Source organism: Halobacterium jilantaiense, from assembly GCF_900110535.1.
Lineage (GTDB): Archaea > Halobacteriota > Halobacteria > Halobacteriales > Halobacteriaceae > Halobacterium > Halobacterium jilantaiense.
Map to the genome: position 1 here is coordinate 2,271,650 of NZ_FOJA01000001.1, position 14,833 is coordinate 2,286,482.

Consider the following 14,833-nt stretch of genomic DNA (forward strand, 5'->3'; position numbering starts at 1 on the left):
CGTTACGCGAGGCCGAAGCCGTCGGCGAGCAGGTCCTCGCGGACCTCGCCGTAGGCGTACGTCGGGCCGTCGACCACGTCGACCGTGAGCTGCGCGGGCCCGAACGCGCCCTCGTCGATTTCGTCGTGGTCCCAGTCCTCGCTGCCGAACACCTCGGCGAACGGCTCGCCGTACAGCTCGGCCGCCGACGACGGCACCGCCTCGAAGACGTCCGAGTCCTCGGCGACTGTGAGGTGGACGCGGCCGCCGTACGCGAGCGCGTCGTTCGTCCGGCCGATGGCGGTCTGCTCGTCGCCCGCGACGGGCGCGACGGGCGCGCTCCCGGTCGCCGACAGCACGTCTGTCGGGTCGTAGCCGAGTTCGTACAGCCGGAAGACCGCCAGCTCGGCGGTCCGGGCCGCCGCGGAGACGCTGCCGGCGACGCTCGCGGTCCGGTACGCCGGCAGGAACACGCTGCCGGGCTCGACGCCGGACAGGTCCGCGACCTGCTCCGCGGCCGCTTCGGTCGGGAGGGCGTCGCCCTCCAGCGCGAGCACCGCGAACTCGAAGGCGTCGACGTAGTCGATGGCCTGGAACTCGCCCTCGCGGGCGACGAGCGCGCGAGCCGGACCGCTCCCCAGGCCCTCGTAGTCGTCGACGGAGAGCTCCCAGCCCGCCTTCTGCGACCCAAGCATCGCCACGTCCGGCTGGTCGCAGGCCATCTCCACGTGCGGGAACGTCGCGCCCGCGACCTCGTCGACGCGGGTCTGGACCGTCGCCAGCCCCGCCGTCTGCAGTTCGGCGAGCAGCAGGCCCGCTTCCAGGCCGCCCTCGTGGCCCACGCCGAAATCGATGACCGTCGCACCGCTGTCGAGCTCGAACGCGCCGATGTCGAGTTCCTCGGTGAACTCGAGGGCCTCGTCGGCGAGCTCCAGCGCCATCCGGTTCAGACTATCCATGCCGCGGGATTCGTCGCCCCCACACAAGAGGTTTCTCAGTACGACTGTGGCGGGTGCGACGGCCGTGTCAGTCCTCCGCTGCGCTCGATTCGGGCGACGCCGCCCCAGTCGTAGCGGACTCGTAGCCGCGCTCGACGGGCGAGCGGAACGCCCACAGCAGCGCCGCCGCCACGAGGAACACGCCACCGAGGATGGCGACGGCGTCGATGGTCGTGTAGGCGTCGGCGAGGACGCCGCTGCCCACGCGGAACGGAACGCCGGCGACCTGCCGGAGCATCGCGACCGACGACAGGAGGGTCGCACGCCCCACCGACTCGACGTGGTCGTTCAGGTACTGGTTCTGGATGGGGCCGAGCATGGCGCTGCCGCCCTTCATCGCGAACAGCATCACGAACACCATCACCGGCTCGAACGCCGCGACCACGTACGTGACCGCGATGAGCGACGGGACCAGCATGATAGCGTTTCGGACGCCGAGCAGGTCACGGAGGTTCCCCGAGAGGTCGCTCGCGACGGCGGACAGCAGCCTGAACGCGCCGTACAGGACGCCGATGAACACGATTTCGGGGTCCTTGATGGACACTGCCGGAATCGTGAGGCCGCCGATTCCGAGTTCGGTCCGCGGAATCGCCAGCGACTGCAACTGCGGGAGGATGGTCGCCTCGATGGCGTCCCGAGCGATGGGCTGAATCCACATGTCCATTGTCCAGAGCGCGCCGCTGAACAGCGCGAGGTAGACGACGAACCACCGGAGCCGGGGCGCGGCAAGCTGGTCGCGGACGACGGGCAGCGCCTCGGCGATGCCCATGTTCTCCTGTTCGTGGTCGGAGTCGTCGTCGTAGGCCTCGTTCTGCGGGAGTCGCAGCACGAACACCATCGCCAGCGCGGCCGCAGCGATACCCGCGTAGAACGGGTAGTACCTGTTCACGGTGTAGAGGACCGCACCGAGGACGACACCGGCAGCGCCGACGTAGAGCCCGATTGCGCGGCCGCGCCCGCTGATGCGCGTGAACTCGTCCTCGATATCGTGTTCTTTCAGGGTGTCGTAGAGCCACGCGCTCCCGCTGCCGGAGATGAACGTCCCGCCGAACGAGAGCGTGATGAACGTGAACGCGAACCCGACGAAGTCAGTGGCGACGAGGTAGCTCGCGTTCGACACGAGCATGATGCCCGCGCCGACCGCGAGGCTGTTCCGGCGGCCGATGCGGTCGCCGACGTAGCCGGTCGGCACCTCCGAGGTGACGACGACGATAGACTGGATAGACGCAATGAGGCCGATCTGCGTGTAGGTGAGGCCGTTGAACAGCAGGAAGAACGTGTAGATCGGGTAGTGGAACCCCGGCCGTGCGGTCGCGCGGTAGAGGTAGTACCGGCGGATGACCTGAGACTTGGAGAGACGACTCATTGCGAGGGGTCGTCTGACAATTACGCTCACCCGACAAATATGCTTCGAGAGTGTGTCTCGGATTCACGTGAAAATTCTTATGCGGTCGTCTGAGGGCTGTGAGTGGCGTCGAGTACGCTGGCTGGCGCAAATCTGGTGAAACAATCTACAGTACGAAATGTGATACGTCTGGTTCTCGCTCGCTGCGAGCGCCACCCGGCTTTTACCAGACCGCGCGTCAACCGTTCGCACATGTCGGTACAGTCCAGACAACTGCCACTCGTCGGGATGCTGTTCGCGGTGGTCGCAGCCGTCGGCTACCTCGCGTTCGACTGGCACTTCGGCAGCGACGGCAGCCCGGTCGTCCTCGCGCTCGCCGCCGTCGCCGTCGCCGTCGCCGTCGGCAGCGAACTCCGGACGCGACTCTGACCGACGCATCCACGACAGCCCGACCCGTCCGAGGAACAGCGACGCCAGAAACAGACAGCCCCGCCGACGCCACGCGCACACCGCGTCGGCGACCGCACTCTCCTGTGTTATTGCTCTGTCGACGGACGCAGGTCGTCCACCGTCCGGTCGTGGCGCTGCTTCGCGAGGAACGACCGAATCCGCGCCATGTCCTCGTCCGTGATGCCCAGATCGGACGAGTCGCACGCAGTCCTATCCGCCGACCGCCCTCCGTGACGGTTCTCGTCGTCGTGCGTCACTGATTTGTCGTTCACTCAATCTACTCCGCCACTCACAGGGATACAGAGCGTGCCTCGTGTACGAGGGTCGCCCGTTGCACGCCGTCCACTTCGACACCCTCGGAGACTCGACACTCCGTGTTCTACTGGCACCCAAAACACTGCGACACGTGAGAGACACGGCCGTCTCTCGCCGGTGTCGTGCTGGTAGAAATACGGCGGCCGGGATTCGAACCGGAGCCAGCCGCTCCTGCGCGTTCGCTACGCTCGTTCCCAAGTTCCGGCTGGTCACGTTCGAATTTCTCGTAGTCGCGCACGCCCACACTCGTACGGAGCGACAGCACCACCGCTCGGCGGCGAACGTGTGGAGAGAAATGCGCTGGCTGGGATTTGAACCCAGGTTGTGACCATGGCAAGGTCACGTGATACCACTACACTACCAGCGCGCTTCGCATCCTGAACAACAACACGGTTGTATATAAATCCGTCCTTCGCGACCGACTGTGAGAACGAGGGACACGTGTGGGGCGGCGCTGGTCCGCAGTCTCGGCCCATTGTTTCGTCCGGTCGACGACTGACAACCACTCGCATACGATTCGGCAGCCTCGCAGGGTGAGAGGGCGGCACAGGGCCATCTCGGAAACGCCACCCTTTTTAGGGAGAGCTCTGTACGTACGCTACAGTCTCGTGACGAGACACGGACGCGACACGGCATGACACGCAGCGTACTCGTGCCGTCGTCCCTCGTCCGGGAAGCCGAGGACAAACGCGAGGCAACTCGCAAACTCGGTTACGTCGCCCGCGCGGCGGCGGTGTTCCGGATCGATCGCCTCGTCGTCTTCCCCGACGAAGACGGCGAGCGCGAGTGGGCCGGCGGGTTCGTCGAAACGGTGTTGCGGTACGCCGCGACGCCACCGTACCTCCGAAAGGAGGCCTTCGACACGCGCGACGAACTGGAGTACGCCGGTGTCCTGCCGCCGCTCCGTCTCTCGTCATGGACCGGCTCAGACTCGAGCGGGTCTGGGTCGTTACGACAGGGAATTGTGACCAAGGTCGGATCTGAAGGGCGCGTTCGGGTCAATTGCGGCACGCAACACCCGATCTCGCTCCACGAGCCTCCCGGTATGGAGCTCGTGGAGGGAGAGCGCGTGACCATCAGGGTCTCTTCGCGACGACCGGTCCGTGCGAAACTGGTCGACGAACCCCTCCCGGGGTTCTCGGTCGAACGCACGGACCTCGGTGACGCTCTCGACCGTTCCGACGCGGGCGTTCGCATCGCGACCTCCCGGCACGGGGAGCCGCTTTCGGTGGCTTCCCTCGGGGGGTACGCCGAACGCGCCGCCCGGGACGGACTGACCGTCGCCTTCGGGGCACCGGAACGTGGGCTTCCGCCCATGCTCGGTGTCTCCGAGGACGCGGTCAGGGAGTCGGTCACCGACTCATCCGCCGACGCACCCGCGCGATTCGACGCCTGGCTCAACACCATCCCCGATCAGGGGAGCGAGGTCGTACGCACCGAAGAAGCGGTGTTCGCGACACTCGGCTCCCTGACGCTCACGGAGTGATACGATGCCACAGCCAAACCGACCACGCAAAGGCTCGATGGGGTTCAGTCCCCGCAAGCGCGCGGAGAGCGAAGTACCGCGCTTCAACTCGTGGCCCGCCGACGACGGTGAAGTCGGCCTCCAGGGCTTCGCTGGCTACAAAGCCGGCATGACCCACGTCGTCCTCGTCGACGACAAGGCCAACGCACCGACCGAGGGCATGGAGACGACCGTCCCCGTGACGGTCGTCGAGACGCCGCCCATGCGGGCGGCCGCAGTCCGCCTGTACGAGGACACGCCGTACGGCAAGAAGCCGCTAACGGAAGTCTGGGCGGACGACACCCACGAGGCGCTCGACCGCACGCTCTCCGTTCCCGACGAGGGCGGAGACATTGAGGAATTGAACGAGGCGCTCGACACCGAGGAAGTCGCCGACGTCCGTGTCATCACGCACACGGCACCCGGCGACGCCCCGGGCGTCCCGAAGAAGAAGCCCGACGTCATGGAAACTCGCGTCGGCGGCGGTACGCTCGCCGACCGACTCGAGTTCGCCGCCGACCTCCTTGAGGACGGCGGTGCCCACGACTTCGGTGACGTGTTCCGCGCCGGCGAGTTCACGGACGTCGCGGGCGTCACGAAGGGCAAGGGCACCCAGGGCCCCGTCAAGCGCTGGGGCGTCCAGAAGCGGAAGGGCAAGCACGCCCGCCAGGGCTGGCGGCGCCGCATCGGTAACCTCGGCCCGTGGAACCCGAGCCGCGTTCGCTCGACGGTTCCCCAGCAGGGCCAGACCGGCTACCACCAGCGCACCGAACTGAACAAGCGCCTCATCGACATCAACGATGGGGACGAGCCGACGCCGGACGGCGGCTTCCCGAACTACGGCGAAGTCGACGGCCCGTACACGCTCGTGAAAGGCTCGGTGCCCGGTCCGGAGCAGCGCCTCGTGCGCTTCCGGCCGGCCGTCCGGCCGAACGAATCGCCGCGCCTCGATCCGGAGGTGCGGTACGTGAGCACCGCATCCAACCAGGGATAATCTATGCAGGTAACCGTACGCGACCTGGACGGCGACGACGCTGGCACGCTCGACCTGCCGAGGGTCTTCGAGGAGCCGGTCCGACCGGACCTCGTGAAGCGTGCCGTGCTCGCCGCACAGGCCAACCGAACACAGGAGTACGGCGCCGACGAGTACGCGGGTCTGCGCACCACCGCAGAGTCGCCGGGGAGTGGGCGCGGCATGGCCCACGTCCCGCAGGCGAACGGGCAGGGAGCCCGCGTCCCGCAGACTGTCGGTGGCCGAGGCGCACACCCGCCGAAAGCCGAGAAAGACCACGGCCTCGACCTCAACGACAAGGAGCGAAAGGCCGCCGTTCGGTCCGCCGTCGCGGCGACGACCGACACCGAGCTGGTGGCCGACCGCGGCCACAACTTCGACGAGGACGTCGAGCTCCCGCTCGTCGTGAGCGACGAGTTCGAGGACCTCGTGAAGACGAAGGAGGTCGCTGCCTTCCTCGAAGCGGTCGGCGTCCACGCGGACGTCGAGCGCGCCGACGAAGGCCGCACTGTCCGAGCCGGTCAGGGGAAGCTCCGCGGCCGCAAGTACAAGGAGCCGACCTCGATTCTGTTCGTCACGTCCAGCGAGCACGGGCCGTCGAAGGCCGCCCGCAACCTCGCCGGCGTCGACGTGGCGACGGGCCGAGAAGTGAACGCCGAAGACCTCGCACCGGGCGCAGAGCCGGGCCGACTGACGGCCTGGACGGAGAGCGCCGTCGAGGAGGTGGCCGAGCGATGAGCTCCATCATCGACTACCCCCTCGTGACGGAGAAGGCGATGGACGAGATGGACTTCCAGAACAAGCTCCAGTTCGTCGTCGACATCGACGCGACGAAGCCCGAGATTCGGGACGTCGTGCAGGACGAGTACGAGGTCGACGTCGTCGACGTGAACACGCAGATCACCCCCGAAGCCAAGAAGAAGGCGACGGTGAAACTCTCCGAGGAGGACGACGCGCAGGACGTCGCCTCCCGCATCGGGGTGTTCTGACAATGGGACGCAGAATCCAGGGTCAGCGACGCGGGCGCGGGACGTCGACGTTCCGTGCGCCGTCGCACCGATACAAGGGCGAACTGTCGCACAAACGCACCGAGGACGCGGACGTGCTCGCCGGCGAAGTCGTCGACGTGGAGCACGACCCGGCGCGCAGCGCGCCGGTCGCTCGCGTCGAGTTCGAGGACGGCGACCAGCGCCTCGTCCTCGCCAGCGAGGGCGTCGGCGTCGGTGACACCCTCGAGATCGGTATCTCCGCGAACATCGAGCCGGGCAACACGCTCCCGCTCGCGGAGATTCCCGAGGGCGTCCCGGTCTGTAACGTCGAGCGTCAGCCGGGCGACGGTGGCAAGTTCGCTCGCGCGAGCGGGGTCAACGCCGACCTCGTCACGCACGAGCGCGACGCCGCCATCGTTCAGCTGCCGTCCGGTGAGATGAAGCGGCTCTCCCCGGACTGCCGCGCGACCATCGGCGTGGTCGCGGGCGGTGGCCGGACGGAGAAGCCGTTCGTGAAGGCCGGCAACAAGCACCACAAGATGAAGTCGCGCGGCACGAAGTGGCCGCGCGTGCGTGGTGTCGCGATGAACGCCGTCGACCACCCGTTCGGTGGCGGTGGCCGCCAGCACCCGGGCCGACCGAAGTCGGTCTCCCGAGACGCGGCACCCGGCCGGAAGGTCGGTGACATCGCCTCGAAGCGGACCGGCCGCGGAGGCAACAAGTAACCATGAGTACGGAATACCGAACCGGCCGCGAGGGTGAGTTCACCTACCGCGGTCACGACCTCGACGAGCTGCAGGACATGAGCCTGGAGGACGTCGCGGAACTGCTCCCCGCTCGCCAGCGGCGAACCATCACCCGTGGCCTCTCCGACGAGCACGAGAAGGTGCTCGCAGAGGCTCGCGAGTCGACGGCCGAGGAGACGGCGAACGACCCGATCCGGACGCACCTGCGCGACATGCCGGTGCTGCCGGAGTTCGTCGGCCTGACGTTCGCGGTGTACACCGGCCAGGAGTTCGAGCGCGTCGAGGTCCAGCCCGAGATGATCGGGCACTACCTCGGCGAGTTCCAGCTCACGCGAACCTCGGTCGAACACGGGCAGGCGGGCATCGGCGCGACCCGCTCCTCGAAGTTCGTGCCGCTCAAATAACCCATGGGAATCAGCTACAGCGTGGACGTGGACCCCGAGGAGTCGGCGAAGGCCATGCTCCGGGAGCGGTCCATCAGTCTGAAGCACAGCAAGGCCATCGCCCGCGAAATCAAGGGCGAGACGGTCGCCGACGCGGAGGACTACCTCCAGGCGGTCGTCGACGAGGAGCAGTCGGTGCCCTTCAAGCAGCACAACAGTGGCGTCGGCCACCGGAACGACATCGACGGCTGGGACGCGGGACGGTACCCCGAGAAGGCCTCGAAGGACTTCCTGAAGCTGCTCTCGAACGTGTCGAACAACGCCGAGCAGCAGGGTTTCGACCCGTCCGAGATGGTCATCGACCACGTCGCTCCCCACAAGGTCGGCGAGAGCCAGGGCCGCAAGCCCCGCGCGATGGGGCGGGCCAGCCCGTGGAACTCGACGCTCTGTGACGTGGAGATTGTCGTGACCGAGCCCGAGGAAGAGGAGGTGTCTGCCTGATGGCGGACGAACTCGAGTTCATCGAGCAGGGTCTCCAGCGGTCCCAGATCGACGAGTTCTTCGCCGAGGAGCTGGCGCGAGCCGGCTACGGCGGTATGGACCTCGCACCGACGCCGATGGGCATGCAGATCGTCCTCAAGGCCGAGAAGCCCGGGATGGTCATCGGCAAGGGCGGGAAGAACATCCGGAAAATCACCACCCAGCTCGAGGAGCGATTCGACCTCGAGGACCCGCAGATCGACGTGCAGGAGGTCGACGAACCCGACCTGAACGCACAGATCGTCGCGGACCGCCTCGCGAACGCGCTCGAGCGCGGCTGGTACTTCCGGAAGGCCGGCCACACGACCATCGACCGCATCATGGAGTCCGGCGCACTCGGTGCCGAGATCGTCCTGAGCGGGAAGGTCACCGGTAACCGCGGCCGCGTGGAGAAGTTCAACCGCGGCTACATCAAGCACAACGGCGAGCCCGCCGAGGAGATCGTCGACCACGGCAAGGGTGTCGCGGTGATGAAGCTCGGCACCATCGGCGTGAACGTGAAGATCATCCCGCCGAACGCGGAACTCCCCGACGACTTCGAAATCCAGGAGGACGCGGACATCGAAGACCTCGTCGTGGACGAAGCCGAAGCCGGCGAGGACCTCGAAGAGCTCCTCGAAGGCGAGGGCGACGAGGTCGCGGCCGAGGACGACGAGGCCGCCGACGTCGAGGACGCCGCGGAGTCCGCGGAGTTCGACGACGAGGAAGTCATCGAGGAGGCCATCGAGGCCGACGACGAGGTCGAGGAGGAACTCGACGAACTCGCCGACGAGGTCGAGGGCGAGGACGACGAGTTCAGCGACGTCGACGAGGAGGCCGCCGAGACGGCGGAAGACCTGCTCGACGAGATGGACGACGAAGAGGGGGGTGAGGAGTAATGGCGATTCTCCACACGCAGGAGATTCGCGACATGACCCCTCCGGAGCGCGAGGCCGAACTGGAAGAGCTCGAGACCGAGCTCCTGAACTCGAAGGCAGTGAAGGCCGCCGGTGGTGCCCCGGACAACCCGGGTCGCATCGGCGAGCTCCGGAAGACGATCGCCCGCATCAAGACGATTCAGCGGGAAGAAGGCGACCTCGACGCCGACGACACCGAGGAATAACACAATGAGTCTGACACCCGAATCGCTACCGCGACACGAACTCCTCGGCCTGCACGTGCGGGTCGTCGAGGACACCGACCAGTCGCGGGTGGGCATCGAGGGTTGCGTCGTCCGTGAGACGATGCAGACCCTCTGTCTTGACACTGATTCGGGTGTCAGACAGGTCCCCAAGGCGGGGGCCACCTTCGAGTTCCGACTCACAGATGAAGCTGCGGCCCCGGACAACGGGGCCGGGACCGCGTTCAAACCTGCAGGTGGCGAGAGCCAAACCACTGGCGAGAGCGTGGCCTACGTTACGGTGGATGGAGTCAAACTGCTCTCACGACCCGAGCGACGCTCCGAGAACGGAGTTGATTCGAAATGGCGATAGGACTGAACGTAACAGAACCGGAGGGCACCTGCTCCGACGAGAACTGTCCGTTCCACGGAAGTCTTTCCGTGCGCGGTCAGGTTCTCGAGGGAGAAGTGGCCTCCACAGACATGGAGAAAACCGTCGTCGTCGAACGCGAGTACGACGTGTTCGTGCCGAAGTACGACCGCTACATGAAGCGGCGGTCGCGCGTTCCGGCACACGCACCCGAGTGCTTCGACATCAGTGTCGGCGACACGGTGAGCATCGCAGAGACCCGACCGCTCTCGAAGACCAAGTCCCACGTTGTCGTGGAAGTCACCGACGGAGGTGACGCCTGATGGAAGCCATCAAGGCCGACGTCACGCAGGGACTGGAGAAGGGCTCGCTGATCACGTGCGCCGACAACACTGGCGCACGCGAGCTCAAAATCACGAGCGTGAAGGGGTATCAGGGAACGAAGAACCGCCACCCGAAGGCCGGGCTGGGTGACACGATCACCGTCTCGGTGACGAAGGGCACGCCGGAGATGCGCCGCCAGGTACTGGAGGCCGTCGTCGTGCGTCAGCGCAAGCCCATCCGTCGGCCGGACGGGACGCGCGTCAAGTTCGAGGACAACGCCGCCGTCATCATCGACGACCTCGGCGAGCCTCGCGGGACCGAGATCAAGGGCCCGATTTCGCGCGAAGTGGCGGAACGGTACGGTACCATCGCGAGTACCGCGACGATGATTGTATAGACAATGAGCGAACAACCACACAAACAGCGAACTCGCACGGAGCGCGCGTCGCTGCACGAGAAGCAGGACCAGGTGCGGGCGACCCTGGCCGACGACCTCCGAGAGGAGTACGGCCAGCGGAACGTTCGCGTCAACGTCGGCGACACCGTCGAGGTCATGCGTGGCGACTACGCCGGCGAAGACGGCGAAGTCGTCGACGTGGACCTGCGTGACGCCGAGGTGTTCGTGGAGGATGTAACGGTGGAGGCCGCCGACGGCGAGGAGACGCCTCGTCCCGTCGACTCCAGCAACCTCCGCGTGACGGACCTCGACCTCGAGGACGACGTGCGCGCCGAGCGACTGGAGGGTGACAACGAATGACGAACCACCAGAAGCGACTCTCGGTACCGAAGTCCTGGCCCGTCGAGCGGAAGACGGAGACGTTCACCGCGAAGGCCGGGGCCGGCCCGCACGGCGAGTCCGGCGTGCCGCTGGTCGTCGTGCTCCGGGACGTCCTGGGCTACGTCGACGACTCCAGCGAAGCACAGTACGCCATCAACACGGACGGCGTGCTCGTCAACGGCGGGAGCGTCGGCGACGTCAACCGCCCCATCGGGATGTTCGACATCCTGGCGTTCCCGGCACGCGACGAGTACTACCGCGTGTTCCCGGACCAGGGCGGCCGACTCGGTCTCACGGAGATCGACGCCGACGCGGCCGGCAGCAAGCTGAACAAGGTCACTGACAAGACGACCGTCTCCGGCGGTCGCACGCAGTTGAACTTCCACGACGGCACGAACCTCGTGGTCGACGAAGACGACTACGCGGGGGGCGACTCCGTGGTTGTCGACAACGAGACCAACGAGATCGTCGCGCACTTCGAGTACGAGGAGGGCGCGCTCGTCACGGCCGTCGCCGGCCAGCACGCCGGTGACATCGGCGAGATCGACGAGATCGACGTGCAGCCCGGCAGCGCGGACAACACGGTCCGCGTGGAGACCGACGACGACGGCTTCGAGACGGTCGAAGAGTACGTCGTCGTCATCGACGAGAACTTCGTCGAGGGTGATGACGAATGAGTGAGGCAGACGCCGACTTCCACGAGATGCGGGAGCCCCGCATCGAGAAGGTCGTCGTCCACATGGGCGTCGGCCAGGGCGGTGTCGAACTCCAGAACGCGGAGGGTATCCTCCAGGAGATCACCGGCCAGGACACGGTTCGCACGCAGGCGAAGCGTCCGGAACCTGAGTTCGGTCTCCGGAAGGGCGACCCGATCGGCGCGAAGGTCACGCTGCGGGGCGACGACGCCGAGGACTTCCTCGGGCGCGCGCTCCCCGCTGCGGACATCGATCGTCGCCAGTTCGACGACACCGGGAACGTGAGCTTCGGTATCGAGGAGCACACGGACTTCCCGAGCCAGGAGTACGACCCGAACATCGGAATCTACGGGATGGACGTCACCGTGAACCTCACCCGTCCGGGCTACCGGGTCGCGAAGCGCGACCAGGTCTCCCGACAGATTCCCTCGAACCACCGACTCGACCCCGAGGACGCGGTCACGTACCTCGAATCCAACTTCGACGTGGAGGTCAACGAATGAGCGAGACGGACGCCGAGACAGCAGAGACAGGCCAGACGCACGAGTGCCGGCGCTGTGGCCGCGAACAGGGCCTCGTCGGCAAGTACGACATCTGGCTGTGTCGACAGTGCTTCCGCGAGATCGCCCGCTCGATGGGCTTCAAGAAGTACAGCTAACAATGACGGCAAACGATCCACTGTCCGACGCACTCTCCGGCCTCGACAACGCCGAGAGCGTCGGGCATCTCACACACACGGTAGAGCCCGCCTCGAACATGGTCGGCTCCGTCCTCGAGGTCTTCTACGACCGCGGGTACATCGACGGCTTCGAGTTCGTCGACGACGGGAAGGCCGGCCGCTTCGAGGTCGAACTGAAGGGTGCCATCAACGAGTGCGGTCCCGTGAACCCGCGGTACTCCGTGGGCGCGGACGGCTTCGAGCAGTGGGAGAAGCGATACCTCCCGGCCCGGGACTACGGCGCGCTCGTTGTGACGACCAGCCACGGCATCATGAGCCACTACGAGGCCCGCGAGGAGGGCGTCGGTGGCCAGGTCATCGCGTACGTATACTGAATCATGGCACGAATCGAAATCGAAATTCCGGACGACGTGACGGCTGAGGTCGACCACCTCGACCTCACCGTCGAGGGCCCCGAGGGCTCCGTCACGCGACGCCTCTGGTACCCCGACGTCGACGTCAGCGTCTCCGACGACGCGGTCGTCGTCGAGAGCGACGCGGAGGACGCGAAGACGAACTCGACCGTCGGCACCTTCGAGAGCCACGTGGAGAACATGTTCCACGGGGTCACCGAGGGCTGGGAGTACAAGCTCGAAGTGCACTACTCTCACTTCCCGATGCAGGTCGACGTGGAGGGCGACGAGGTCGTCATCCAGAACTTCCTCGGTGAGAAGGCGGCCCGCCGCACCACCATCCGTGGCGACACGGACGTCGAAGTGGACGGCGAGGACGTCACGCTCAGCGGCCCGAGTATCGAGGACGTCGGCCAGACGGCGGCCGACATCGAACAGCTGACGCGGGTCACCGACAAGGACACGCGCGTCTTCCAGGACGGCGTCTACATCGTCGAGAAGCCCGCGAAGGGAGGTGCCTGATAGATGAGCGACGACACACCCCAGGAACTCTCGGACATCTCCGGTGTCGGCCCGTCGAAGGCCGAGGCGCTGGAGGAGGCCGGCTACGAGTCCGTCGAGGACGTGCAGGCGGCCAGCCAGAGCGACCTCGCGGAGGTCGACGGCGTCGGGAACGCCCTCGCGGCCCGTATCAAGGCCGACGTCGGCGGTCTCGAGGTCGAAGAGGACACCGAGGCGGAGGTCGAGGAGGCCGAACCCGAGGAGACCGAAGACGAGGAGGACGAAGACGTGGAGACGGAGCTCCGTCCCCGCGGTCTCTCCGAGAAGACGCCGGACCTCAGCGACGAGGAGCAGCGGCTCCTCGAGAAGCGCCGGCGCGTCGGCAAGCCGCAGTTCAACCGTCAGGACTACCACAAGAAGAAGCGGACGCCGAAGTCGTGGCGTCGTCCGAAGGGCACGCTGTCCAAGCAGCGTCGCGGCGTGAAAGGCAAGGGCGACACCGTCCAGGCCGGATTCCGCACGCCGAAGGCGGTTCGAGGCAAGCACCCGAGCGGCTTCGAGGAGGTCCGCGTCCACAACACGGACGACCTCGACGCCGTCGACCCGGACACGGAAGCGGCCCGCATCGCTTCGAAGGTCGGCGCTCGCAAGCGCGAGCGCATCGAGGAGCAGGCCGAAGAGCAGGGCATCCGCGTCCTGAACCCGACCTACGTGGAAGTGGAGGTCGAAGACAATGAGTGACCTGAGCGCACAGAAGCGGCTCGCAGCCGACGTCCTCGACGTCGGTGAGAACCGCGTCTGGTTCGACCCCGAGGCCCAGTCCGAGATCGCCGACGCGATCACGCGAGAGGACATCCGCGAGCTGGTCGCGGAGGGCACTATCGAAGCAGAGGACACGCAGGGCAACTCCCGCGGTCGCGCACGCGAGCGCGCCGCGAAGCGTGCCTACGGCCACCAGAAGGGAGCCGGTTCCCGGAAGGGGAAGTCCGGTGCGCGCGAAAACGAGAAGTCGGCGCACGTCGCCGGCATCCGCGCGCAGCGACAGAAGCTCCGCGAACTCCGCGACGACGGGACGCTGTCCCCGGCGGAGTACCGCGAGCTGTACAACATGGCGAAGGGCGGCGAGTTCGACAGCGTCCGTCGCCTCACGAACTACATCGACGAGAACTACGGTGATAGCTAATGGCGACAGGACCTAGATACAAGGTGCCGATGCGGCGCCGCCGCGAGGTCCGGACGGACTACCATCAGAGGTTGCGCCTCCTGAAGTCGGGGAAACCCCGGCTTGTGGCTCGCAAGAGCAACAAGCACGTTACGGCGCAGCTGGTCGCGACCGGACCCGACGGCGACGAAACGATCGCGAGCGCGCACTCCAGTGACCTCGACGAGTACGACTGGGAGGCTCCCACGGGGAACCTGCCGGCGGCGTACCTGACGGGGCTGCTCGCTGGGCAGCGCGCAGTGAACGCGGGCGTCGAGGAGGCGGTCCTCGACATCGGCCTGAACACGGCCACCCCGGGTTCGAAGGTGTTCGCCGTCCAGGAGGGCGTCATCGACGCCGGACTGGACGTCCCGCACAACGACTCGGTCTTCGCGGACTGGTCGCGGACGCGTGGCGAACACGTCGCGGAGTACGCAGAGAGTCTCGACGAGCCGCTGTACAGCGGTGACTTCGACGCAACGGAGCTTCCCGAGCACTTCGACGAGACTCGGGAGGCCATCATGGAGGACTAA

The 14,833-nt window shown here is 66.6% G+C and carries 25 protein-coding genes and 1 tRNA gene; 22 read left to right on the forward strand and 4 right to left on the reverse strand.

The genetic code is table 11. From position 1 onward, the window contains the following. Positions 1–2 precede the first annotated feature (2 nt). Complete coding sequence (gene mch, locus BMW35_RS11780) at positions 3–938, reverse strand: methenyltetrahydromethanopterin cyclohydrolase (RefSeq protein WP_089669630.1); 936 nt, start codon at positions 936–938, stop codon at positions 3–5. A gap of 67 nt (positions 939–1,005) precedes the next feature. Continuing rightward, positions 1,006–2,343, reverse strand: coding sequence for an MFS transporter (locus BMW35_RS11785; RefSeq protein ID WP_089669631.1), 1,338 nt, complete (start codon positions 2,341–2,343; stop codon positions 1,006–1,008). Positions 2,344–2,574: 231 nt separating this feature from the next. Here BMW35_RS11785 and BMW35_RS15690 point away from each other — a divergent pair, with 231 nt between their 5' ends. Next, positions 2,575–2,751 (forward strand): hypothetical protein, encoded by a 177-nt coding sequence (locus BMW35_RS15690; RefSeq protein ID WP_177170835.1) that lies wholly within the window; start codon positions 2,575–2,577, stop codon positions 2,749–2,751. Between the two features lie 107 nt (positions 2,752–2,858). Here the strand turns inward: BMW35_RS15690 and BMW35_RS11790 are convergent, their stop codons facing one another. Next, positions 2,859–3,044, reverse strand: coding sequence for a hypothetical protein (locus BMW35_RS11790; RefSeq protein ID WP_089669632.1), 186 nt, complete (start codon positions 3,042–3,044; stop codon positions 2,859–2,861). A gap of 339 nt (positions 3,045–3,383) precedes the next feature. After that, a tRNA-Gly gene (locus BMW35_RS11795) sits at positions 3,384–3,454 on the reverse strand. Positions 3,455–3,721: 267 nt separating this feature from the next. On the opposite strand from BMW35_RS11795, the gene BMW35_RS11800 reads away from it, so the two are divergent. Genes BMW35_RS11800 through BMW35_RS11900 form a run of 21 tightly spaced genes read left to right on the forward strand, consistent with a single transcriptional unit; the run spans position 3,722 to position 14,833 of the window. Beyond that, entirely contained in the window at positions 3,722–4,573 is an 852-nt protein-coding gene (locus BMW35_RS11800) for a putative RNA uridine N3 methyltransferase (RefSeq protein WP_089669633.1), read from the forward strand. A 4-nt stretch (positions 4,574–4,577) separates the two neighbouring features. Further along, a complete protein-coding gene (locus tag BMW35_RS11805; RefSeq protein WP_089669634.1) occupies positions 4,578–5,585 on the forward strand; it encodes a 50S ribosomal protein L3 in 1,008 nt (335 codons plus the stop codon). Between the two features lie 3 nt (positions 5,586–5,588). Beyond that, positions 5,589–6,341: a 50S ribosomal protein L4 gene (gene rpl4p, locus BMW35_RS11810; protein WP_089669635.1), complete on the forward strand. Its 753-nt coding sequence runs from the start codon at positions 5,589–5,591 to the stop codon at positions 6,339–6,341. After that, positions 6,338–6,592: a 50S ribosomal protein L23 gene (locus tag BMW35_RS11815; RefSeq protein ID WP_089669636.1), complete on the forward strand. Its 255-nt coding sequence runs from the start codon at positions 6,338–6,340 to the stop codon at positions 6,590–6,592. The genes rpl4p and BMW35_RS11815 overlap by 4 nt, the downstream gene beginning before the upstream one ends. Positions 6,593–6,594: 2 nt before the next feature. Continuing rightward, complete coding sequence (locus tag BMW35_RS11820) at positions 6,595–7,317, forward strand: 50S ribosomal protein L2 (RefSeq protein WP_089669637.1); 723 nt, start codon at positions 6,595–6,597, stop codon at positions 7,315–7,317. A gap of 2 nt (positions 7,318–7,319) precedes the next feature. Beyond that, positions 7,320–7,742, forward strand: a complete 423-nt coding sequence (locus BMW35_RS11825) for a 30S ribosomal protein S19 (protein WP_089669638.1) — start codon at positions 7,320–7,322, stop codon at positions 7,740–7,742. A 3-nt stretch (positions 7,743–7,745) separates the two neighbouring features. Next, positions 7,746–8,222 (forward strand): 50S ribosomal protein L22, encoded by a 477-nt coding sequence (locus tag BMW35_RS11830; protein WP_089669639.1) that lies wholly within the window; start codon positions 7,746–7,748, stop codon positions 8,220–8,222. After that, a complete protein-coding gene (locus tag BMW35_RS11835) occupies positions 8,222–9,139 on the forward strand; it encodes a 30S ribosomal protein S3 (protein ID WP_089669640.1) in 918 nt (305 codons plus the stop codon). Before BMW35_RS11830 ends, BMW35_RS11835 begins: the two co-directional genes overlap by 1 nt. Beyond that, complete coding sequence (gene rpmC / locus BMW35_RS11840; protein ID WP_089669641.1) at positions 9,139–9,363, forward strand: 50S ribosomal protein L29; 225 nt, start codon at positions 9,139–9,141, stop codon at positions 9,361–9,363. Before BMW35_RS11835 ends, rpmC begins: the two co-directional genes overlap by 1 nt. Before the next feature lie 4 nt (positions 9,364–9,367). After that, positions 9,368–9,733 carry a ribonuclease P protein component 1 gene (locus BMW35_RS11845; RefSeq protein WP_089669642.1) on the forward strand — a complete coding sequence of 122 codons (366 nt, stop codon included), beginning with the start codon at positions 9,368–9,370 and terminating at the stop codon, positions 9,731–9,733. Then, entirely contained in the window at positions 9,724–10,053 is a 330-nt protein-coding gene (locus BMW35_RS11850) for a 30S ribosomal protein S17 (protein ID WP_089669643.1), read from the forward strand. The genes BMW35_RS11845 and BMW35_RS11850 overlap by 10 nt, the downstream gene beginning before the upstream one ends. Continuing rightward, positions 10,053–10,451 (forward strand): 50S ribosomal protein L14, encoded by a 399-nt coding sequence (locus BMW35_RS11855; protein ID WP_089669644.1) that lies wholly within the window; start codon positions 10,053–10,055, stop codon positions 10,449–10,451. The genes BMW35_RS11850 and BMW35_RS11855 overlap by 1 nt, the downstream gene beginning before the upstream one ends. Positions 10,452–10,454: 3 nt before the next feature. Then, the gene (gene rplX, locus BMW35_RS11860; RefSeq protein ID WP_089669645.1) at positions 10,455–10,811 is read left to right on the forward strand and encodes a 50S ribosomal protein L24; all 357 of its coding nucleotides are present in this window, start codon (positions 10,455–10,457) and stop codon (positions 10,809–10,811) included. Further along, positions 10,808–11,509, forward strand: a complete 702-nt coding sequence (locus BMW35_RS11865) for a 30S ribosomal protein S4e (protein ID WP_089669646.1) — start codon at positions 10,808–10,810, stop codon at positions 11,507–11,509. The genes rplX and BMW35_RS11865 overlap by 4 nt, the downstream gene beginning before the upstream one ends. Further along, on the forward strand, positions 11,506–12,030 hold the full coding sequence (locus BMW35_RS11870; protein ID WP_089669647.1) for a 50S ribosomal protein L5: 525 nt from the start codon (positions 11,506–11,508) through the stop codon (positions 12,028–12,030). Before BMW35_RS11865 ends, BMW35_RS11870 begins: the two co-directional genes overlap by 4 nt. Beyond that, positions 12,027–12,185, forward strand: a complete 159-nt coding sequence (locus tag BMW35_RS11875) for a 30S ribosomal protein S14 (RefSeq protein ID WP_089669648.1) — start codon at positions 12,027–12,029, stop codon at positions 12,183–12,185. Before BMW35_RS11870 ends, BMW35_RS11875 begins: the two co-directional genes overlap by 4 nt. Before the next feature lie 2 nt (positions 12,186–12,187). Continuing rightward, complete coding sequence (locus tag BMW35_RS11880) at positions 12,188–12,580, forward strand: 30S ribosomal protein S8 (RefSeq protein WP_089669649.1); 393 nt, start codon at positions 12,188–12,190, stop codon at positions 12,578–12,580. Positions 12,581–12,583: 3 nt separating this feature from the next. Beyond that, positions 12,584–13,120, forward strand: coding sequence for a 50S ribosomal protein L6 (locus BMW35_RS11885; RefSeq protein WP_089669650.1), 537 nt, complete (start codon positions 12,584–12,586; stop codon positions 13,118–13,120). Between the two features lie 3 nt (positions 13,121–13,123). Continuing rightward, positions 13,124–13,840, forward strand: a complete 717-nt coding sequence (locus BMW35_RS11890) for a 50S ribosomal protein L32e (protein ID WP_089669651.1) — start codon at positions 13,124–13,126, stop codon at positions 13,838–13,840. After that, positions 13,833–14,282, forward strand: a complete 450-nt coding sequence (locus BMW35_RS11895; protein ID WP_089669652.1) for a 50S ribosomal protein L19e — start codon at positions 13,833–13,835, stop codon at positions 14,280–14,282. Before BMW35_RS11890 ends, BMW35_RS11895 begins: the two co-directional genes overlap by 8 nt. Continuing rightward, entirely contained in the window at positions 14,282–14,833 is a 552-nt protein-coding gene (locus BMW35_RS11900; RefSeq protein WP_089669653.1) for a 50S ribosomal protein L18, read from the forward strand. Before BMW35_RS11895 ends, BMW35_RS11900 begins: the two co-directional genes overlap by 1 nt.